At 41.2% G+C, this 20,607-nt stretch carries 18 protein-coding genes; 15 read left to right on the forward strand and 3 right to left on the reverse strand.

What is annotated here, in order from left to right:
- Positions 1-221 precede the first annotated feature (221 nt).
- From R7Q47_RS11890 to R7Q47_RS11905, 4 genes are all read left to right on the forward strand, one after another.
- A complete protein-coding gene (locus tag R7Q47_RS11890) occupies positions 222-836 on the forward strand; it encodes a glutathione S-transferase family protein (RefSeq protein WP_005375905.1) in 615 nt (204 codons plus the stop codon).
- A gap of 220 nt (positions 837-1,056) precedes the next feature.
- Positions 1,057-1,317: a hypothetical protein gene (locus tag R7Q47_RS11895; protein WP_017820228.1), complete on the forward strand. Its 261-nt coding sequence runs from the start codon at positions 1,057-1,059 to the stop codon at positions 1,315-1,317.
- Between the two features lie 29 nt (positions 1,318-1,346).
- A complete protein-coding gene (locus tag R7Q47_RS11900; protein WP_005387548.1) occupies positions 1,347-2,576 on the forward strand; it encodes a PP2C family protein-serine/threonine phosphatase in 1,230 nt (409 codons plus the stop codon).
- Between the two features lie 64 nt (positions 2,577-2,640).
- Positions 2,641-3,018: an ATP-binding protein gene (locus R7Q47_RS11905; RefSeq protein ID WP_318089038.1), complete on the forward strand. Its 378-nt coding sequence runs from the start codon at positions 2,641-2,643 to the stop codon at positions 3,016-3,018.
- Positions 3,019-3,088: 70 nt separating this feature from the next.
- Here the strand turns inward: R7Q47_RS11905 and R7Q47_RS11910 are convergent, their stop codons facing one another.
- The 3 genes from R7Q47_RS11910 to R7Q47_RS11920 all read right to left on the reverse strand — a co-directional run bounded on the left by R7Q47_RS11910 (position 3,089) and on the right by R7Q47_RS11920 (position 6,247).
- The gene (locus R7Q47_RS11910; protein WP_025767706.1) at positions 3,089-3,280 is read right to left on the reverse strand and encodes a hypothetical protein; all 192 of its coding nucleotides are present in this window, start codon (positions 3,278-3,280) and stop codon (positions 3,089-3,091) included.
- 34 nt (positions 3,281-3,314) lie between these two features.
- Positions 3,315-3,650: an Hpt domain-containing protein gene (locus tag R7Q47_RS11915; protein ID WP_031781126.1), complete on the reverse strand. Its 336-nt coding sequence runs from the start codon at positions 3,648-3,650 to the stop codon at positions 3,315-3,317.
- Between the two features lie 446 nt (positions 3,651-4,096).
- A complete protein-coding gene (locus R7Q47_RS11920; RefSeq protein ID WP_213916917.1) occupies positions 4,097-6,247 on the reverse strand; it encodes a serine/threonine-protein kinase in 2,151 nt (716 codons plus the stop codon).
- 312 nt (positions 6,248-6,559) lie between these two features.
- Between R7Q47_RS11920 and tagH the strand changes: the two genes are divergently transcribed.
- From tagH to tssC (R7Q47_RS11975), 11 genes are read left to right on the forward strand one after another with little or no spacing between them, the layout of a single operon-like run.
- Entirely contained in the window at positions 6,560-7,753 is a 1,194-nt protein-coding gene (tagH, locus tag R7Q47_RS11925; RefSeq protein WP_238967145.1) for a type VI secretion system-associated FHA domain protein TagH, read from the forward strand.
- 11 nt (positions 7,754-7,764) lie between these two features.
- On the forward strand, positions 7,765-8,220 hold the full coding sequence (tssJ, locus tag R7Q47_RS11930) for a type VI secretion system lipoprotein TssJ (RefSeq protein WP_318089041.1): 456 nt from the start codon (positions 7,765-7,767) through the stop codon (positions 8,218-8,220).
- A 21-nt stretch (positions 8,221-8,241) separates the two neighbouring features.
- Positions 8,242-9,567, forward strand: coding sequence for a type VI secretion system baseplate subunit TssK (gene tssK / locus R7Q47_RS11935; protein WP_080276943.1), 1,326 nt, complete (start codon positions 8,242-8,244; stop codon positions 9,565-9,567).
- A gap of 11 nt (positions 9,568-9,578) precedes the next feature.
- Positions 9,579-10,871 carry a type VI secretion system protein TssL, long form gene (gene tssL, locus R7Q47_RS11940; RefSeq protein ID WP_053307737.1) on the forward strand — a complete coding sequence of 431 codons (1,293 nt, stop codon included), beginning with the start codon at positions 9,579-9,581 and terminating at the stop codon, positions 10,869-10,871.
- 16 nt (positions 10,872-10,887) lie between these two features.
- Positions 10,888-14,406 carry a type VI secretion system membrane subunit TssM gene (tssM, locus tag R7Q47_RS11945; protein WP_248486281.1) on the forward strand — a complete coding sequence of 1,173 codons (3,519 nt, stop codon included), beginning with the start codon at positions 10,888-10,890 and terminating at the stop codon, positions 14,404-14,406.
- A complete protein-coding gene (gene tagF, locus R7Q47_RS11950; RefSeq protein ID WP_053349939.1) occupies positions 14,388-15,083 on the forward strand; it encodes a type VI secretion system-associated protein TagF in 696 nt (231 codons plus the stop codon). Before tssM ends, tagF begins: the two co-directional genes overlap by 19 nt.
- A 9-nt stretch (positions 15,084-15,092) precedes the next feature.
- Entirely contained in the window at positions 15,093-15,887 is a 795-nt protein-coding gene (locus R7Q47_RS11955; protein ID WP_005375947.1) for a PP2C family protein-serine/threonine phosphatase, read from the forward strand.
- On the forward strand, positions 15,880-16,995 hold the full coding sequence (tssA, locus tag R7Q47_RS11960; protein WP_213867750.1) for a type VI secretion system protein TssA: 1,116 nt from the start codon (positions 15,880-15,882) through the stop codon (positions 16,993-16,995). The genes R7Q47_RS11955 and tssA overlap by 8 nt, the downstream gene beginning before the upstream one ends.
- A 15-nt stretch (positions 16,996-17,010) precedes the next feature.
- Positions 17,011-17,541, forward strand: coding sequence for a type VI secretion system contractile sheath small subunit (tssB, locus tag R7Q47_RS11965; protein ID WP_005387524.1), 531 nt, complete (start codon positions 17,011-17,013; stop codon positions 17,539-17,541).
- Positions 17,541-19,034, forward strand: coding sequence for a type VI secretion system contractile sheath large subunit (gene tssC, locus R7Q47_RS11970; RefSeq protein ID WP_005375950.1), 1,494 nt, complete (start codon positions 17,541-17,543; stop codon positions 19,032-19,034). The genes tssB and tssC (R7Q47_RS11970) overlap by 1 nt, the downstream gene beginning before the upstream one ends.
- A gap of 52 nt (positions 19,035-19,086) precedes the next feature.
- Positions 19,087-20,598 (forward strand): type VI secretion system contractile sheath large subunit, encoded by a 1,512-nt coding sequence (gene tssC, locus R7Q47_RS11975; RefSeq protein WP_025767712.1) that lies wholly within the window; start codon positions 19,087-19,089, stop codon positions 20,596-20,598.
- Positions 20,599-20,607 lie beyond the last annotated feature (9 nt).

A 20,607-nucleotide genomic window follows, 5' to 3' on the forward strand; every position in this document is an offset into this window, starting at 1 on the left:
CCTCTAGCGTTCGAACTGAACCAATATGATGAATACCCATCTATGCTTGGGTATCAGCCTCCAAATTCATGTGAACTCACAAACGGCATCAAAAATCTCGCTCAGCAAACAGACCCACAACTGTTTGAAAATTTTTGATAGTGAAGTTCTTGACTGATCGTTTATAAACTGGCTACAGTATATCCTAACCAATCGGTTAGAAAAAGATAAAAGGATGTGAAATGAAGCTCTATGAAACCGCAATGACTCCAAGTTGTAAGCGAGTTAGCATTTTTCTAAAGGAAATCGGTGGCGAGGTTGAGCGAATTGCGCTGAACGTTCGTGAGGGCGATAACCTATCTGAACCGTTTAAATCGAAAAGCGTGAACGGTAAAGTGCCTCTGCTCGAACTGGATGATGGTACGACGATCTGTGAAAGTGTGGCGATTTGTCGCTACCTAGATGAAGCGTTTGAAAATGATCTGGCGCTGTTTGGTGCTAACCAGCTTGAACGTGCTCAGGTGGAAATGTGGCATCGTGTGGTGGAGTTCCAAGGACTAAATGCGGCATTTCAGGCGTTTCGAAACATGACCGGAGTTTATGGAGACAGAGAACGTTGCGTTGAAGCATGGGGCGAAGAATCAAAACAACGCGTCTACGAATTTCTGCCTGTCTTAGACAAGCGTCTTGAACATAATGATTTTATCGCCGTAGACCATTTTACTATTGTCGATATAACAGGCTTTATTTTGATCAGTTTCGCAATTAAAGGCCTAGAAATTGATGTGCTATCGACGTCGCCAAACATTGCTCGATGGTATAACCAAATTTTAGCTAGACCTGCATTTCAGAGTTAATGTATTGCAGCGAGTGGATGATAGCTCGCTGCTACCACCTTACCGATTCTTAACTCAGCAGGATATTCAAATTTTTTCAGATTTTTCTTATTTCTTCTCCTATCGCCTATAATTGGAAAAACAACCTCAATTTGCTTCGTTGCGTTTTAGAGCCTTGGGCTCTTGGTCCGTAGACGCTCTCTTTCATCATGGAAAGTCTAATAATAGACAAGGAGAGGTCATGAGTATTCAAGTGAAAACTATCAATAATATTCTAATCGCCCTGTTAATGGTTTCGGTTTTTGGTCTATTCGCACTGTACCTCAATTACACACAGCAGAATGAACAGATTGAAAGGCTGCAAAGTCAGTTAATCGAAAAAGAGCATCAGATACTAATTTCTAATGAAGCGTTGTCTTACACTCGATATCAACACCAATTATTAGCCGAAGACTACAGCCGTTTTAGAAATGAGCAGTCAGTGACTAGTGTTTTGCGTTAGCCAGTAAAGCAACCGTATTAAGGAGGAAGATGAAACCCATTCTTTTGGTCGATGATAGTAAAACAGTACTGCTTTACATCAGCAGTGCATTGGAAAAGCAGGGCTATGAAGTGGTTGCAGTTGAAGACGGAAGAGCGGCGCTTGAGGTGCTAACCCACCGCCCTGATATTCAGTTTGTGCTGAGTGATTTAATGATGCCTGGAATTAATGGTATTGAATTGTGTCGCCAATTAAAATCTAAAGTTAGCGAACGTTACATTTTCTTTGTTCTACTGTCTTCTAGAAATGACCAAAGTTCGATCGTGAAAGGCATTGATGCTGGCGCAGATGATTTCGTAGATAAGAAGACGTCTGTAGAGGAACTTCAGGCCAGAATCCGTGCGGGGTTTCGTACTTTAGAACTGCACAACAAACTCGTTGAGAGAAATAAAGAGCTAGATGCGGCCTATCAAACAATTCACCAAGACCTACAGTCTGCTAGTCATCTGATGGAGCAACTACTCCCTGCTGAATCAACTATTCAGAATGTAAATTTTAGCTATGTCTACAAACCATGCTCCCAGATTGGTGGTGATATGTTGGGGTATTTGGAGCTCGATGAACGACATGTTGCGTTTTATGTATTTGATGTTTCTGGTCATGGTATTTCTTCAGCTTTGATGGCTTTTTCTATACAACAGACGCTATCTCAAAGTCAGGGGCCTGATTCGATCACGATGGAGTTGAGAGATGACGGCTATTGCGTAAGTGAGCCTGCATCTGTGATTGAACGGCTAAATCGGCGTTATCAGCAAACTAGAAACAGTCAACTTTACTTTACTATGGCTTACGCCATTCTTAACACAAAATCAGGGCAACTTAGCTATTGCACGGCTGGCCACCCCAGGATCTTAGTTTGGCGAACGAGTACGAAAACGATGGAACAGATAGGTGACGATAACTTTATCGTTGGTGCAATGCAGCCGATGGAATATATCGGTAACCAAATTAGTCTGGATGAGGGCGATGCATTGTGGCTTTATTCGGATGGTTTGATTGAAGCGAGGCAGGGTGAGGAGATGTTTTCACTACAACGATTGGCATCGAGTATAAAAGCTGTTTGCACGCTGACAGTTGAAGACCAAGTGGGAGACGTCTTTAAAAAAGTACAATCTTGGCATAACGAAGATGAGTTTGATGATGATGCCAGCCTTTTACAGGTAAAATGGCATGGTGAGAGGCTCGATTTTAAGGAAAAGAATGTCAAAGAGCGAATTTAAACGAACTTACGGGAGCTCCCTTACTCACTCACGAAGTGCGAGCAAAGACGTTGTTCGGTTTTTGATGGGTCATCAAATCCCCTTAAATGCAATTCAATCATTGGAGCTTTGTGTCGTTGAACTCATGAATAACGCTTATATTCATTCTTACAGTGAAATAGAAGGCCTACCAATTGAAGTGGAGTGTAGGGTTGGGGATGACCAAGTGTCCGGTTTCGTGGAACTGAGAGTCTCTGAATGCGGAGCGCCGATCAATGAAAAGACGTTCATCCAACATAAAAATAAACAGATTGAGGCACCTAACTTAATGGATGACGATAGTTGGTCCTCCTCAGGTCGCGGACTGATGTTAGTCGCTCAATTATCTGACCTGTTTACATTGGAAAAAGGTTTCGAAAACAATACGTTTGTTGTAGTGAAAAGGAATAGGGAGAGAAACTAACAACCAAGCAAAGTCGATTTGCTTCACTTGGTCCCTAGCGTTAATCTGACGGTTGCGTTGTATATCATTGTTATTTTGTATTCGTTGTTGGTGCCGGTGATAGTAACGCCTCCAACTCTTCTGGTGTTAGAATATCACTGATGTTTAACATATTACTTTCATCATCTAGCGCCATCTTTGTACGGCTAAGTAAGTACCTTTTTTGAGTTGGTGTTAAGTCTTTGAGAGACTCAATCAACTCCCTGAAATTGCTATTATTCATTGCCATATTTCCCCCAGTTAAGCCTTGAATTTCTTTATTGCATATTCTTCAAGTAAGTGAAGATTTGTTGATTAATTGCAGCTAACTCTTTAGTAACTATAGCTATATCTGAGCTATCTGGCGCTGTATCGTTTCTGGTTTTTTCTTCTATTCTTTGAAACGCAATGACCGCGGTGTCTTCTCCGAAACTCTCTAGAATGCCCTTTAAACTATGAGCTAATAGATAGAGTTCTGACCAACATTTGCTTGCATATAGCTCATCTATACGCTCTATATCATTCGTGTGATCTTCAAGGTATGTAGAAAAAACAGTGACGATCAGATCTACGTCGTTATCCATGTATGTATTGAGAACATCAAAATTAATCATGTATACCCCTATTAAACGTTGAGGTAGAGGAATGTTTCGGATAATGAAGGCTTAGCCGAAGGTATGAATGGCACAACCAGTATTTGAGCAGAAATAGTTTGCTTGTCGCTTGAGATAAACTTACAAAAAGAAAGTCATTGTTAAAGATATTTTGACTTATATCCAAACGGCAATGGTCGAAATGTAGGGATGAAAAAACTTCAACTCGCGTGTTTTTAACACAAGTAGCAAATGGGACGTTTCCACGTAAAACGCCGAGTCGGTAAGTGTCTTGCAGTCCTAGTTTAAGGCTATCGTTACATACGGACGCCAGACGTTCGCCAACTTTGACTATTCCTTCAGTCAAGGCTAACTCTCCTCATTAAGTACAAGTATAAATTAGCAATCTAGTTGCATATTGGCAAGTAATCTACGGCAAAAAAGGGACTCGCGTCCCTTTTGTATTACTAGCTTTGCTTAGAGTCCTGTTCTATTTGCTTCATAAGCTCGTTGGCTTTCTTCATAGCGCGTCTTGCGCTCGAAGTCCTTCGCTTATTAAGTAATATATCGGAGAAGCGTAAGTATTTATCAGCAGTTTTGAATCTTAAATCGTTAACATCCTGAAAACCAATAGGAAATTTTTTCGAGAACAGATCCACATCCTTCACCAAGTTATCGAGATGAGTTGTCGTCCTTGCCTTTTCTAGGCGAGAATAAAAGTTTTCAAACTCTTCTTGGAACAGGATTCTAGCGGCATCTTCTGGAAACGGTAGAGGGCTGTTGGAATCTAGCGCTGTCTCATATAATTTCATTTCCAGCACTGCATCTTTCATCGCATTACTTATCTGTAAGTTCTCTTGATGCTCTTCTACGTTTGAAAAGAAGGTGTTCCCAACCTTAATAAGAGCAACAAGTGCAGCTGCGTCTTTCTTCTTGAGTGCTTCAGTGAGGTGCTGACCGAAAACATCGCTAGATAACGAACTTGGCGTGAAAGGATAACCTTGATGAATCTGATTTAACTCATCCTTGAGCTCATAGATGGATTTACTGCCGTCTTCTTTACTGTACCGAGATTTTTCAAGTTGACTGTTGATTTGCCTTGCTATCGAAAGTAACGTGGAGTGCTTGCTTGACTGAATATCTAAGGCAAGAACTTCTATTTTATGTGAGTCAGGGTAGTAGGTTTTTGCTTTATCAAGTATGGACTCAATTTCATCATAATTCGGGTAGTTGTTGGCATCAGAATTCAAAACCTGATCAATTTCAGATTCAAACTCGCTGAGAATATAGGTCTTGTGTAAGCGTAATAAGCCAGCCTTAACGACTGGATGTAAGCTTTTTTCACTATCAATCAGTGCCAAACTTTTTTCTGCTGGCGTATCAAGCTGCCACTCTTGTCCGGCAATTTGATCATTTTGCTTGCTAATAACGGTTTCCAAATTGGCGATGGTTTCTTGTTGCTGCTGATAACCAAATACAATGCCGCTAACTAATAATATACTCGCTGCCGCGCCGCTAGCGATAGGCCAATAGCGCATATTCAATTTGCGTTTCAACTGTTCAGGGGTCAGCTTGTTCGGAATGATGCCAGTTGAAAATACGCTTGAAAATATTGGCCACTTAGATGCAGGCATGTTGGTTGGTTTAGAGACCTTGATCTTCTTTTTAAGAGCTTCATTAACTGGAGTTCTTGCGTAAGGGTGTTTGCAACTCAATAGCTCGTAAGCAATACAAAATAGAGCAAACATATCGTCGCTTAAGTTCGGTTCCTTACCGGATAACAGGTTGAGTGATGCATAGTTGGGAGTATAACCAAGCGTTTCAACATTTTCGGATTTACGTTTAGCCGCATATTGATCCTGCTTTAATTGATGAGTTTTAGATACACCAAAATCAAGCAGCTTAACGTTACCCTCAGACGTTAAAATCACATTAGCGGGCTTTAGGTCGGCGTGCACTACACCAAGAGAGTGAGCATATGAGAGTGCATCGAGTACCTGATTTAGGATTGATAAAGTTGCATTAAACTTCAGCCCATGGGGCCTAGAACGCTGTATTAAACTCTCTAATGTTTCTCCGTTAATATACTCCATAACTAAAAAGTATATTTCGCCATCTACACCAAAATCAAAAACCCTAATGATATTAGGGTGGCTTAACCTTTGAGTTTGTTGAGCTTCACGTATTAACATGCGTGCAGTCTCTGGTTGAGAAGCAAACTCTTTCTGTAATATTTTTAACGCAACGTAGGGTGTTTCTGAACCTGAAGATTCAAGAATCTTATCTTTAGCTAAGTAAACATCGCAAAGCCCACCATGCCCAATAACCGACTCAATTTCATACCGATTTTTAACGGTCGTTCCTATTAAGCTTTCGTTAATAACATCTTTGTTATTATTTAATGAGTCATCTTTATTGTTTTTTTTCTTATTAACTAACGGAGTGTTTTCTTTTTGAGACAGTTTTGTATTTGTTTCATTTTTATTTTTAACGGAGGTTTCATTATTAGTGAGTTTGGTTGATTTAATTGCATTGTCTCGTTTTTGAGTCTTTACAATTTTGGTTTTATCTCCGCTTTCTTCATTATTTATAGAATTGTTTTTATTACTGTCTTCCATCACAAGAACTCCGTATAAATGATGGGGGAATATATACCTTTCTGCTCAATGAAAAGTCATTATGTTAGAATTTCTCGGCCAAACTAACATTCGTTTTTTTATTGATGAAAGTCTAAGTTTCAAAAATTTGAACTTGGTTGGATAATTAAAATTGTTGAACAATACGTGATTGCTTTGATAAAAAAATGATTCATTATTCCGTGCATGATTTTCAATGGCAGTATTAAGGTTTTTATTAATCTTACTGTTAATAAGAAAGCAATTAATAATAAAATTAAAAATAATATCTAGCAGGTCTTTGGCGAGGTTTACATGAAGTTGGTTTTAACCATAACAAGTTTTCACAAATTTACTCCAGAGATTGAGAGTGAGTTCGTGTTTGAATCAAGTGATGAACATGCCAAGGTTACATTTGGTCGGTCTGAACAATGTGATTGGACACTACCAGATCCTGAAAGAGTGGTATCCGGAACCCACGGAGAACTGATTAAGTTTGGTGACAAATACTTGATAAAAGACCTCTCAACTAATGGTACTTTTGTAAATAATGCTGTAACTCCTGTGGGTCAAGGAAATGAAATAGCACTAAGCGATGACGATATGGTTAGCTTAGGGGATTATCAAATTTCAGTTTCTATTCAAACAGATACAGATGTATTCAGTCTTGAGACAAGTAAAAGTCTTTCTAGCGCCCCCCCTGAAGTAGTCTCAAGTCCATCGGAAGAGGAATTTGTTGACCTAGGCCTTAGTGCTAGTGAACTCTTAAACGAAAGTGTTCCTTCTGACTTTCAGCTAGATATTGGTTTAGTCGATGATTTTATTGATATCCCAAAGCCCGAAAAACAGAGCACCGTATCTGAAACTTTACCGAAAGTTAACCGACAATCAGAACAACTATCGACTCCCAACTTTGATACCAATGGGGGTGAACTTGCGGCTTTTGTTAGAGGGGTGGGTATAGATCCAATGATGATTCCCAGCGATAACCGAGAGGAATGGTTCGAACAACTGGGGGAGTCATTTTCTTTGATGCTAGTTGGTTTAATGGAAACACTGCATAACAGAGCAGTGTTTAAACAAACAAATCGACTTAGTCATACCGCATTTCGTAAGTCAGAAAATAACCCTTTAAAGTTTTCTGCAAACTTAGAAGATGCGATTCATAACTTATATAACCGTCAAACCGCTAGCTTCTTAAAGCCAAATGCAGCCATTAAAGAAGCATTTAATGACATCGAAAGTCATGAGCAAGCCTTAATGAAAGGTGTTGAAGGTACGGTTTCGAGTGTTATGTCACTTGTTGAACCTACTTCTATATACTCAGATGCTTTAGCGAAAGACACGGTTATTAATAAGGTTATTCCAGCTAGAAAATATGCTCAAAGTTGGAAGAGGTTTGAGGATATTCATGAAAAGTTATCCGATGATATTATCAATAAAGAGTCTCCGTTCTATTTAGAAGACTTCGCTAAGCACTATGAATTAGCATTAAAAAACAAAGGCTAGGAATTAGGGTGATGAAAAAGTTTTACCAATATATTTTGTTATTAATTTCAATGGTTTTATTTGGGTGCTCAGCAGCGAACCTAGTTGTTGATCCATACTCAGATTTAGAAATAGCAGCAAGTCATAACATTAATCCTGATTCAAACGGCAGGCCTTCTCCTGTAGTGGTGTATGTATTTGAATTAACGTCAAATACCATTTTCGAAAGCCAGGACTTTTTTTCTATTTATGAAGAAAGTGAAAAAGCCTTAGGACCTGATTTAGTGAATAAATATGAAGTTTCATTAACTCCAGGTCAGAAAGAAACATATCAAGCAAGTATGTCTCCAAAGACAGAATATTTAGGCATTGTCGTCGCGTTTCGAGATATTGAAAACTCAAATTGGCGACAAGTCATTAAAGTGGATAAGACCGGTTACAACACATATCAAGTATTGTTAGAAGATCTGTCTTTGGTCGTTAAATAACGTTTAGTTGGCTAATTATAAATGACGCAATACTCCAAGACGGCTTGGTGCGAAGGAATGTTTTTACGTCCCCAGCACTTCCAACAACAAGAACGCGCAACCTCTCAAGAATTCAAGGGCTTACATCAGTTAGGTGGGGCTTACAATTGGGGAGTTTGGAAATGTCGAGTAAAAAAACACGCGCTAAAAGATGGTCTTATTGAACTTGAGCATCTTGAAGCTGTTTTGCCAGATATGACGTTGGTTAATACGTTAATATCCAACGATTCAGTTTCGCCTCTACTTATTGATAAAAACACTGAAAATACGTTAGTAAAAATAACTCTCCCTCTTTCAAGTGTTACAGGTAAAAACGTTTCGGATGTAAGCGAATCGATCGTCTCTCGTTATGTACTTCAAGATATCGACGTGATAGATAACCTTACAGGACAAGATGAGGAAACCATCCAAGTTGCAGCCCTTAACCTAGAGTTGAAAGCGAGTAATGACAAATTAGCGGGTTATGTGGAGTTACCTATCTTAAGGATCAAAGAGGTAACTCCTGAAGGGGAAGTTATACTAGACGATGAGTACGTTCCTCCGCTTATCAATCTCCTTAGCGACAAAGTTATGTCAGCCTATCTACGTAACGTTATCGCGATGACAAAGATGCGTGCTGACGTTATTGCGCAGCGCTTGATTAAGGGTAAATCTGCATCGGCATCTGCTGTTGATTTCATTATGCTCCAAATGCTGAACCGATATGAGGCTAAGTTAAAGCATTTCAGTGAGTTAGATAGGTTACATCCACTGGAATTAGCGACGACACTTAAAGGTTACATTGGTGAGTTAGCCACTTTTTCTAATAAAACTAAAAGAGTCCCAAGTTTGCTTGCGTATGATCACTTAGATGTATCAAGTGTCTATAGCGAGTTGAATCAGATACTCAGTCAGTACCTCAGTGTTGTTCTTGACCAAACTGCGACCAAACTTCCGTTGGAGCCTCGCCAGTACGGTATTCAAGTGACGCCACTTCCAGATAAACGCTTGCTTGAGTCATGCCAATTTGTGCTAGCAATTAAAGCAGATACCACAACAGATGAAATAAGACGCCTGGTCCCAGCGCAACTCAAGTTTGGCCCCGCAGAACAGATTCGCGATCTAATTAATAATCAGATCAACGGTATAAACGTAGTGCCGTTGAGTGTCGTCCCGAGACAGATTCCTTACCAAACGGGCTATGTCTATTTCGAAGTTGTCAAGAAAGGGCCATTTTGGATGAGGCTAAAAGATAGTGGCGGTATTGCGCTTCACCTATCAGGGCATTTTCCGAATGCTGAACTTGAGCTTTGGAGTATTAATCAATAGGCGCGCTCAGTATGGAACAAACGATCGTAAAACCAACACCGGGTGGAAGAGCACCCGCATCGAAACCACAATCAGAAAAGTCACTGGATAATACCGTAGTTATCTCAAAAAGCCCTGAATTGGTGAACAATGATTCAGTGGTCGCTTATGGGAATAACTCTCTACTAGCAGAGGCGAATGGCCTGTTATCTATTATCGGTCAAATTCGGTCGACAGCGACTCATTCCGATCCGTTGTTTCTAAAAGAGACATTGGCACAAAAGCTTAGAGATTATGAGAACCGATTACGTCAGCATGACGTTGATTTGGATACCATTGATACAGCTCGTTATTGTTTATGCTGTTCACTAGATGAAGTTGTCCTTAACACCAATTGGGGTGGGCATTCATTCTGGAGTCACGATTCATTACTCAGCTCCTTCTATGCTAGCAGTCAAGGTGGGGAAGCGTTCTTTAAGCATCTTGATAAGTGCATGGCGAAACCAGATGCGAACTTAGATTTGCTTGAACTAATGTATGTGTGCTTATCTCTCGGGTTTCTGGGTCAATACCGTTTAGAAAAAAATGGACTGGAATCGCACCGGAAATTGAGAAGACAGGTTATTGCTACTCTTAAGTCTTATGGGAGAGGAGTCCCTCAGGAGCTAAGTAATAGTATCGACCAACACATTTTGAATGGCTCAAAGGCTTCTGATAGAGCCCCTCTTTGGGTTGTATGTTCTGTAACGGCGGCATTATTGGTCTGCATATATATGTATTTTAGCTATGAGCTAAATAAGGCATCCAATCGCACCTTTTCTCAATTAGTCAATTTGATTCAACCGCAACAACTTAACCAAGATGCAACGTCAGAATCAAAATCAGCGCCAATTGCAGAAAAGATTTCAATGTATCTAGCAACTGAGATCGGTAAGGGGCTAATCAATGTTGAGCCGCTGCAAGACAGGGTAAGAATTTCGTTAAAGTCTCAAGATCTATTTGAATCAGGTAGTGCTGATGTTGTCGCTTACATCCAACCCGTTATTTCTAAGCTTGCGAGAACATTGGAGTCGACCCAAGGCAAGATCATTGTTACTGGTCACACCGACGATAGGCCTATTTTCACGAGTAAATATCCCTCGAACTGGCACCTATCATTAGCTCGAGCCACTGCTATGTCTGAACAACTGATCTCGAATAGTGCATTAGAAGGGCGAGTGATACCCGAGGGATTGGGGGATGCAAGACCATTAGTTGAAAACAGTAGTGATGAAAACCGAGCTATTAACCGCCGGATTGAAATCGACCTTCTTGTCGCGAATTAATAATAGGTAGATAGAGATGCGTATTAAAGAAATTGGCAGAATATTTACTCAAAGATGGTTTCTCGGTCTTATCGGTGTCGCTGCTTGTTCTATTTTCATTTGGGTTGTTGGTCCACTTATTACGATAGCGGGGTATGAGCCCCTAAAGAGTGACTTTCAACGGCTAGTCACTATTCTTGTGTTAGTGTTGCTTTGGGCGATATTTAACGTTACCAAGCAGCATAAGCAGAAGGTGAAAGAAGACGAAAGTATTCAAACGTTGCTTGAGGTTGATAGCCAATCAGATAAAGAAGCGGCAAGTGAAATTGACTTAATGCGCGAGCGTATTGAGCAAGCTGTCAAAGTAGTGACGAAAACACACAAAGGCAAGAGAAGTTTGTATGACTTACCGTGGTATGTATTGATTGGCCCTCCTGGAACGGGGAAAACAACCGTATTAAAGCAGTCGGGGTTAGAGTTTCCATTAGGAGACAGCCTTGGCTCTGACTCTATTGCCGGTGTAGGTGGCACTCGCCACTGTGATTGGTGGTTTGCAAATAAAGCAGTTCTTATAGATACGGCTGGCCGGTATACGACACAAGACAGTCAAGAAAAGGTCGACTCTAAAGCGTGGCATGGTTTCTTAGGATTGTTGAAAAAGTATAGAACGCAAAGACCAATTAATGGTGCGATTGTTACGATAAGCTTAGCCAGCGTGATGTCTCAGACTCGAACCGAGCGAAGTCTTCATGCTCGAGCAATTAAGTCGAGACTTCAAGAACTGAAAAACCAGTTAGGCATGCAGTTTCCGATTTACGTATTGCTCACCAAAATGGATTTAGTTGCCGGTTTCAATGAGTTCTTTGCCGATTTAAGTAAGGAAGAGCGAGAGGAATTATTTGGTTTCATGTTCCCTCGTGAAGTGGATGATGAAAGAGGCGTTATTTCTCTATTCAACAAAGAATTTCATGGCATGTTGGAGCGCCTTGATGCCCGTATGCTTAGAATACTTGAAACAGAGGACGATTTAGATAAACGCGCGCTTATCTTTGAATTTCCAAAGCAATTAAGAGTGCTACAAGCTAATCTTGACGAGTTTTTAGCTGAAATTTTTGCACAAAACAGTTTTGAAGAGCCTGCCTTGATTCGTGGTGTGTTTATGTTGAGTTCGGTTCAAGAAGGCTTACCAGTCGATAAGCTGATGAATGAATCAACCAATGGACTTGGGTTAAATCGTTTAGCTCTAGCAAAGAGTCAGACTGGTTCTCATAGTTATTTCGTAAAGAATCTTTTTGACAAGGTTATTTTCAAAGAGCAACTGTTAGGAACAGTTAATCGTCACTATCAAAAGCAGTCAGGTTGGATGCGTCGAGGTGTTTATATTGGATGTACAACGCTACTGCTAGGAGCTTCTGCGCTTTGGTTTATGAGTTATAAGTGGAACTCACAGTTAATTGTCGATACCAATGAACAAGCTAGCCATATTGATGCACTGATTGGCGCTCAAAGTTTAGATTTTGAAGCGGATATTGTTTCAGCTGTAGAAACATTAGATAGGTTGATGACGCTTCCTCTCGGAAAGCAAAGCAACTACGGTGATGCCGACTCTGTAAAGAGGTTTGGTCTCTATCAAGGAGACAAAGTATCTCAGGCGGCAAACAATGCATATTCTGATGCTTTGACCCAATTTTTCGCCCCTTTGCTTCTTGATAGCCTGGTGTCAGAAATGGAGAGCAATCAACAGCATCGTGAGTATTTGTACGAAACGTTAAAAACGTATTTGATGTTATTCAATCCAGACAAATATCAACAAGATGAAGTGTTGGCTTGGTTTAACTTTTATTTCGAACGTCAATATCCGGGTGAGCTAAACGCAGACTTAAGAAGACGCTTGCTACAGCACACTCAATATTTATTAGGCAACGATGGACAAGGCTTTACTTACAACACTGCTGCTGTGACGAGTGCTCGAGAAGTGTTGACTCAAATGTCTCTACCTGAACGTGCTTATCAGCGAATGAAAATACAATTTTCTAAGAGTCATGTACCTTCATTTCGCTTGACTGATGTATTGGGACCTAAAGGGCTTGAGCAGTTCGAGCGAGCTAGTGGAAAACCGCTATCACAAGGCATTTCGGGTTTCTACACGTACAATGGTTTTCATAGCATTTTTCAGATTCAGATCAACCGTACAGTAAAAAGCCTAATGGAAGAGAACTGGGTTTATGGTGACGATCTTAAGGCCCATGAAATTGATCAAGATAGTGCCATCCAAGGCGTTCAGTCTCGATACTATCAAGATTATGTTAATGAATGGAAAACGTTGATCGAAGATATTCAATTGAAGCAGGCTCCGAGCCTAGAACTTGCGACAGAGCAAGCGAGGGTTTTATCTGGAGTTGAAAGACCAATCGAATCTTTGTTGAGAGCAATCCAAAAAGAGGTTGCTCTATCAAAAGTATCATTGTCAGAAAATCAAAAAGCCGCTTCTGAAGTTGTTGGTAAAGTTGCCAAAGTTAAGTTTTCAAATACGGCAGATAGACTAGACATGTATTTACCTGAAGAAAACGGTTTCAATGTTGCTCTGCCAGGTAAAGAAGTCGAATCGCATTTTTCAGAGATCTTACGCCTTGGTGAGCAAGACTTTGATGATATTCAACAAGCAATGGTTAACTTGCGTTCGTATTTAAGTGACTTATCAAGCTCTGGTAACAATCAGAAAATTGCCTACAAAAGTATTTTAGATGGAACCGTTACACAAGATGTCGCAGCTTCCTTTGCTCGTGCTAAAGAACTTTTGCCGAGACCATTTAATCAATGGCTAGGTGAGCTTTCTCAAGAGTCGGTTAAGTTTGCGGAGAGCGGTTCGAAGGATCATCTAAATCAACTTTGGGTAACACAGGTGGTCCGCCCTTATCAGCGGACTATTGCTGGCAGATATCCATTCGAGCCCAACGCGAGCAGAGAAGTTAGATTGAAAGACTTTAAGCGATTCTTTGGTTATGGAGGTACGCTTGACGCATTCTTCCAAGAATACCTCGAACCGTTTGTGGATACTTCGAAAAGTCGTTGGCGATTAGAAAAGGAAATTGGAGTTCGTCCAGAAACACTAATGGTCTTTCAAAGAGCGCAACGTATCAGGCAGTCTTTCTTTGAATCTGATAATTCCTTACGCGTAGAGTTTGGGATGAAGCCTGTTTATCTAGACCAGCACATTACTCGATTTGTCTTAGAGTTGGGTGGACAAGATTTGGTTTATAAGCATGGACCAGCAAGAGCTAAATCGTTGAGTTGGCCTGCCGGTCAAGATCAGACTCGAATTGTGTTCACACCACCTGAATCTAAACGCGAAATTGCGCATACCTATGAAGGTGAGTGGGGCATATTCAAGCTTTTGGATCAATCACTTAAAGCAAGGCCAGAATCGCGTAAAGACAATATAGTTATGATTGATTTAAAGGGAAATAAGGTGCAACTAGAGCTTATTCCTTCTAGTGCCATTAATCCGTTTTGGTCAAATGAAATGGAGAGGTTCAGATGTCCACGAACCTTATAACATCAGGCTGGGGTTATATCGGTAAAATGCCTGCAAAAGGGGACTTTGTGAAAGATGGTTTATCACAAAATTTCTCGGAGCGTTGGCATGATTGGCAACAGGCGGTTATTGCAGTCAGCAGGGAACAACTGGGTGAAAGCTGGAATGAGCACTTTTTAACGGCTCCTGTGTGGCACTTTGCTTTGGATATTAGCTATTTAGAAGACTCAACCTACATTGGTAGCATGATTCCTAGTGTTGATGCATGCGGTAGATACTTTTTCTTTACTATAGCTCGTGCCGTAAAAGGTGAAGCTGCGCAATATTGGGGTGACAGAGCTTGGACCGAGGACAGTGCAGCTCTTGCTCTTTCAGTACTTGAGGACGACTTTGTCTTTGATGTTTGGCATAAGAGTACTCAAGAAAAAAATGACCTCGTTGCGAATGTAACAAGTGAAGTGAGGCCTCTGGAGTTTCTTTATCAAAGCCAAATATCTACAGTTTTTCATGATCACGGCAATACTGATCAAAACACGCTTTTGAATTACTTCATTAAAGAAAAATTGAGTAAACCATGTTTTTGGTGGACTGAAGGTTCAACGAAGGTTGAACCATGCATGTTCATTACGAGTGGATTTCCTTCAATTGGTCAGTTTTCAGCCATGCTTGATGGCGGCTGGAAAAAGTGGAATTGGTAGGATAGAAGAATGAATTGGAACTATTTTACCTTTGCTAAATCGCACGCAGGAAAAGTACGCCCTTATAACGAGGATGCTCTGTTGGATATGACAGAACAGCATATTTGGGTGGTTGCCGATGGAATGGGTGGACACAGTGCTGGCGATATAGCAAGCCAGATGCTAGTGGATAGAGTCGCGCGCCACATGCAGGATGTCTCCAATACTAATATCGATGATATCCGAAGAGTGGTTCAAGAAGCGAACTTAGAAATTTACCAATACGCACAAAATCACTTAGACGGTAAAACGATGGGAACAACACTTGTTTTGTTGTTTATTCAGGATGGGTATTACCACTGTCTTTGGGTGGGTGATAGCCGAATTTACCAGCTTAGAAGTGGTAATTTTGTCCAAAAAACACGTGATCATAGTCAAGTCATGGACTTAGTGGATCAGGGCTTATTGGCATTTGAAGATGCCGAATCGCACCCTCTTGCAAATGTTATTACCAGAGCTGTTGGGGTCGACGAAAGTGTCACTATTGATCAAGTTTCAGGGCAGTTGGCTGACGGCGATCAGTTTCTACTCTGTAGCGATGGACTCTCTAAGGAACTTACGAGTGATGAAATTCATCGGACATTGTATGCAGACTCAGTCAACCAAGCTGGATTAGCGCTCATGCATTCGGCTTTGGTTCGGGGCGCAAGTGATAACGTAACTTGTGCTTTGATCAAAGTTCGCCAAGCGCAAACGGAGTGCGAAACAGTAACTAGAGAAGACGCGACGATACCTGTCTTTCTAAGAGGGAGAGCTTATGAGTAATGAAATGTTTGATTGGTATGAACAAGCGTTGGCTCCTATATCTCAAGAAAATCCTACAGGTATTGATCCTAGAGAGGATGTATCACCACAGTCTGCTTACTATCGGTTGAAAGATCAGCGTATGGCCGCCCGCAACGCTGAACGTAATGCTCTTATAGAAGAAGAAAGTATCTATACCCACAGTAATTTATGGCGAGTATTTATTGAAGATGTCCCAGAAATACTCACGAATCAGTCTAAAGATTTGGAATTTGTTGCCTGGCTTATAGAAGCCCTAACTCGATTGTATGGTTTTCGTGGTATGGGCGTTGGCTACAAACTCGCAACCAGTTTAATTGAGAACTTTTGGGATGATCTGTACCCAATGCCTGATGAAGATGGTATTGAGACAAGAATATCGGCGATTATTGGCCTCAATGGTATCGATAGTGAAGGAACACTTATTTTTCCAATTGCTTGTATACCATTGACTGACTTAGGCGTGGAGCAAGCTTATGCCTATTGGGAATATCAGCAAGCTATAGAGCTTGAACGCTTAGACGAAGATAAGCGCCGAAATCGAGTCGAGCTTGGGGCTGTTGAGCTATCTGAAATTATAACTACGGTTAAGTCGACTTCTGATACGTTTTATCGAGAATTAATCACGGATTTGGAGTTCGCTACGGAATCATTTAATGAATTCAGTCAGCGATTAGATGAAGCGGTCGGTGATGTGACTCCTAGCTCTTATATATCAAAAAGACTTGAATCAATACACTCGGCATTAAAGCACCTTCTTGGAGATCGTTTTAATCAACCACAAGCAGTGATTGAAGAGCTAGAGGATCTTGATGAATCTTCTTCTGAACAACCGTTAAGTGCACAAAGTTGTGATGCATTATTAGCGACAAACATGAAATCACGAGAGCAGGCAATTAGACAATTGCAGCAAGTAGCTGATTTCTTCCGAGAGAGTGAACCTCACTCACCAGTTTCTTACTCCATCGAACAGATCATTCGTTGGTGTGGGATGCCTCTGCCGGAGTTACTGGCGGAACTTATCTCCGACGGGGATGCAAAGAAAAGCTACTTCCGTTTGGTTGGCATAGCAGAACAAAATGAAAATTAATAAAGGGAGAATGGTATGACGAGTATCCACTCGAAACTATCACGAGTACGGAAGCCTCGTGTCCACATTACCTATGATGTTGAAACTGAAGGTACAACTCTTAAGAAAGAACTGCCTTTTGTTGTAGGTGTAATGGGTGATTTCGCTGGTCAAAACACAGAAGCGTTGAAGCCATTAAAAGACCGCCGTTTTATTCAGATCGATCGAGATAACTTTGACGATGTACTCAAAAAAATGAATCCATCGGTGAAGTTTAAAGTTGCGAATAAGCTTGCGAATGACGATTCACAGTTTGAGGTCGATTTAAACTTTAAATCAATGCAAGACTTTGAGCCTGCTGCGATCGTAAATCAAGTTGATCCACTACGCCAATTGATGGAAACGCGTAATAAACTGCGTGATTTGATGACAAAAGTTGACCGCTCAGAAGAGCTTGAAAATATCCTAGAGGATGTTTTGAACAATACGGACAATCTGGCAAGACTTGCAGGCGAGTTAGATCTTGACAAGAAAGCGAAGTCAGACAGTACTGAAGGAGCGGAATAATGACGACTGAAGCTGAAAAACAGTTAGATCCAACAGTTAATGAACAGACAACTTCATTCTTAGATCAAGCTATTGGTGCGACTAAGCAGACCGAAGCTTCTCGTGCTGAGGAGCTGATTAAAACGCTCGCTGAAGAAGCAATGAAAGGGACAGTTACTTGGAACAAAAACCTAACAGTAACTTTTCGTGAAGCGATTAATTTGCTCGATAGGCAGATTTCTGATCAGTTGTCTGAAGTAATGCATCACCCAGAATTACAGAAACTCGAAGGTTCTTGGCGCGGCTTAAATTATCTAGTGATGAATTCAGAGACCAGTTCTACTCTGAAAGTTCGCATGATGAGTATGACCAAGAAAGAACTACATAAAGACTTGAGCAAAGCTGTTGAGTTTGATCAAAGCCAGATCTTTAAAAAGGTTTACGAGTCTGAGTTTGGTAGTGCTGGTGGTGAACCGTATGGTGCATTGATTGGAGACTATGAGTTTACCAACCACCCAGAAGATATTGAGTCGTTACGCCTAATGTCAAATGTAGCGGCTTCTGGCTTCTCTCCATTCTTGTCCGCGGCTTCACCAGCACTATTCGGCTTTGATGAGTGGACTGAGCTGTCAAAACCACGCGACCTAGATAAGGTATTTGAATCACTAGAATACGCCCAATGGCGTTCGTTCCGCGAGAGTGCCGATTCGCGCTTCGTTAGTCTGACGATGCCAAAAGTCCTTGCTCGTTTGCCATACGGACAAGCTACCGCTCCAGTCGAAGAGTTTGGGTTTGAAGAGTTCGAAGTAGATCCTGTTTCAGGTATTGCTGTTAACGCTGAACATAACGACTACTGTTGGATGAACTCTTCGTATGTTCTTGGTGTTAAGTTAACTGACGCATTTTCAAAATATGGATTTTGTACTGCCATCCGTGGTGCAGAAGGCGGCGGTCGAGTGGATAACTTGCCAACGCATTTCTTCATGAGTGATGATGGCGACCCTGATATGAAGTGCCCAACAGAGATTGGTATTACCGACAGACGTGAGGCGGAGCTTGGTAAGCTTGGTTTCTTACCGCTTTGTCACTACAAAAACACCAACTATGCAGTGTTCTTTGGTGCGCAAACCTGTCAAAAACCAGCGAACCATGAATCCCCTGAAGCAACGGCCAATGCGGCCATTTCTGCCCGCCTACCTTATATGATGGCAACATCTCGTTTTGCGCATTATTTGAAAGTAATGGCTCGAGATAAAATTGGTAGCTTTATGGAAGCAGAAGACGTTGAGTCTTGGCTGAACCGCTGGATCCTAGGTTACGTCAATGCTTCTGAAGGCGGTGGTCAAGAGATCAGAGCGAAATACCCTCTAGCAGACGCTCGTGTTCAGGTTAAGGAAATTCCTGGCGCACCTGGTTCTTACAATGCCGTAGCATGGCTGAAACCTTGGTTGCAAATGGAAGAACTGACTACATCTTTGCGACTTGTGGCCAAGATCCCTCAGTCAGGTGGATAAGAAACGAATTGGCTGGTCGAAAGGCCAGCCATGACCAATCTTTATGTTCTAGATGGAATTAGCAGTGTCACTTAACTTTCGCGACCCTAGCAAGCTAAAACATGAGTTCAGTACCGGAGGCTACGCTGAACTTGATAGCCCGTGGTTGACTCGATTCAATGAATCTTCTGATCTTGTATCGTCAGCGCGAATTTGGCTAGAAGGTACACGTTCAAGAGATTTGGACAGCTTTCGTCATAGTGTGATGAACACAATTAACCGCATTGATGAGCTATTAGAATCTCAACTAAATGAAATATTACATCATCCTGAGTTTCAACAGCTCGAAAGGGGGTGGGTTGGAGTTAGGTATTTATGTGAACAGGTTGATTCTCGTTCATCGGATTCTGTAAAAGTTAAGGTTTTAACGGCGACATGGAATGAAATCAGTAAAGATGCTTTAAAAGCCATCGAGTTTGACCAATCAGCACTATTTAAGTTGCTCTATCAAAATGAATATGGGATGGCAGGGGGAGAACCCTTTGGTGTGGTGGTTGGAGATTATCAGCTTCGCTGTGATCCTAGTAAAAATTATTTTGATAGAGATCTGTCTGTGTTGAGTAAGATCTCTCAGTCTGCAGCTGCAGCATTCAGCCCATTTATCATGTCTGCATCGCCAGAGATGTTTGGTGTTGATAGTTTCGCTCAACTCTCTGCGATAAGAGATATAGCGGCCCAATTTGAACAGGAAGATTATGCAAAGTGGCGTAGTTTGAGAGACAACGATGACGCTAAATTTATTGGTTTGACTGCACCTAACGTCTTGTTCCGTCAGCCATACAAAAGTGATGGCTCGCGGAATGATAAATTCAATTTTCAAGAACACATCTACGACTCCAATCGAGATTTGCTATGGGGGAGTAGTGCGTACTGTTTTGCTGCCGTATCAATTAGAGCATTTCAGGAACATGGTTGGTTCACGCATATGCGAGGGATTAAACAAGGCGATTACAGTCAGGGTATTATCGTCGCTCCTACAAGGAGCAAGATGCGTGTTAATGGCAAGAATGATCGTGAAAGATGTCCGTTAAACTTGAAAATCTCTGAGAGAAAAGAACAAGAATTGTCTGAGTGCGGTTTTATTTCTATTTCTCCAATACCTGAGACCGATATGGTGGGGATGACCTCGAATGTATCTCTCTACAAGCCCAAACAATACGCAGAAAAGCATATTTCAACGAATGCAAAACTGACATCGATGTTGCAATACACATTGTGTGTATCGCGAGTCGCACATTATCTCAAGGTTATGGGGCGTGACAAAATTGGTGGGTATCAAGACGCAGAAAGCCTAGAGCGTGACTTTCAACGCTGGTTACATCAGTACACTACCGCATCAGATGAAGCGTCTGATGAGCTTCGAGCTAAATACCCCCTAAATGAAGCGAAAATTACAGTTCGAGAGAAAAGAGAAACTCCTGGACATTATTACTCAGTTATCCATTTGCGACCGCATTTTCAACTCGATCAAATGGTATCTAGCATTAAATTAATTACCGAATTATCACCAGAGCACATGGTGTAAGGAAATAAC

The sequence above is a fragment of the Vibrio sp. Vb0349 genome (assembly GCF_033338975.1).

Coding starts and splice junctions, on each gene's coding strand:
- R7Q47_RS11890 (WP_005375905.1), top strand. CDS start 222: ATGAAGCTCTATGAAACCGCAATGACTCCAAGTTGTAAGCGAGTTAGC.
- R7Q47_RS11895 (WP_017820228.1), top strand. CDS start 1,057: ATGAGTATTCAAGTGAAAACTATCAATAATATTCTAATCGCCCTGTTA.
- R7Q47_RS11900 (WP_005387548.1), top strand. CDS start 1,347: ATGAAACCCATTCTTTTGGTCGATGATAGTAAAACAGTACTGCTTTAC.
- R7Q47_RS11905 (WP_318089038.1), top strand. CDS start 2,641: ATGGGTCATCAAATCCCCTTAAATGCAATTCAATCATTGGAGCTTTGT.
- R7Q47_RS11910 (WP_025767706.1), bottom strand. CDS start 3,280: ATGAATAATAGCAATTTCAGGGAGTTGATTGAGTCTCTCAAAGACTTA.
- R7Q47_RS11915 (WP_031781126.1), bottom strand. CDS start 3,650: ATGATTAATTTTGATGTTCTCAATACATACATGGATAACGACGTAGAT.
- R7Q47_RS11920 (WP_213916917.1), bottom strand. CDS start 6,247: ATGGAAGACAGTAATAAAAACAATTCTATAAATAATGAAGAAAGCGGA.
- tagH (WP_238967145.1), top strand. CDS start 6,560: ATGAAGTTGGTTTTAACCATAACAAGTTTTCACAAATTTACTCCAGAG.
- tssJ (WP_318089041.1), top strand. CDS start 7,765: ATGAAAAAGTTTTACCAATATATTTTGTTATTAATTTCAATGGTTTTA.
- tssK (WP_080276943.1), top strand. CDS start 8,242: ATGACGCAATACTCCAAGACGGCTTGGTGCGAAGGAATGTTTTTACGT.
- tssL (WP_053307737.1), top strand. CDS start 9,579: ATGGAACAAACGATCGTAAAACCAACACCGGGTGGAAGAGCACCCGCA.
- tssM (WP_248486281.1), top strand. CDS start 10,888: ATGCGTATTAAAGAAATTGGCAGAATATTTACTCAAAGATGGTTTCTC.
- tagF (WP_053349939.1), top strand. CDS start 14,388: ATGTCCACGAACCTTATAACATCAGGCTGGGGTTATATCGGTAAAATG.
- R7Q47_RS11955 (WP_005375947.1), top strand. CDS start 15,093: ATGAATTGGAACTATTTTACCTTTGCTAAATCGCACGCAGGAAAAGTA.
- tssA (WP_213867750.1), top strand. CDS start 15,880: ATGAGTAATGAAATGTTTGATTGGTATGAACAAGCGTTGGCTCCTATA.
- tssB (WP_005387524.1), top strand. CDS start 17,011: ATGACGAGTATCCACTCGAAACTATCACGAGTACGGAAGCCTCGTGTC.
- tssC (WP_005375950.1), top strand. CDS start 17,541: ATGACGACTGAAGCTGAAAAACAGTTAGATCCAACAGTTAATGAACAG.
- tssC (WP_025767712.1), top strand. CDS start 19,087: ATGGAATTAGCAGTGTCACTTAACTTTCGCGACCCTAGCAAGCTAAAA.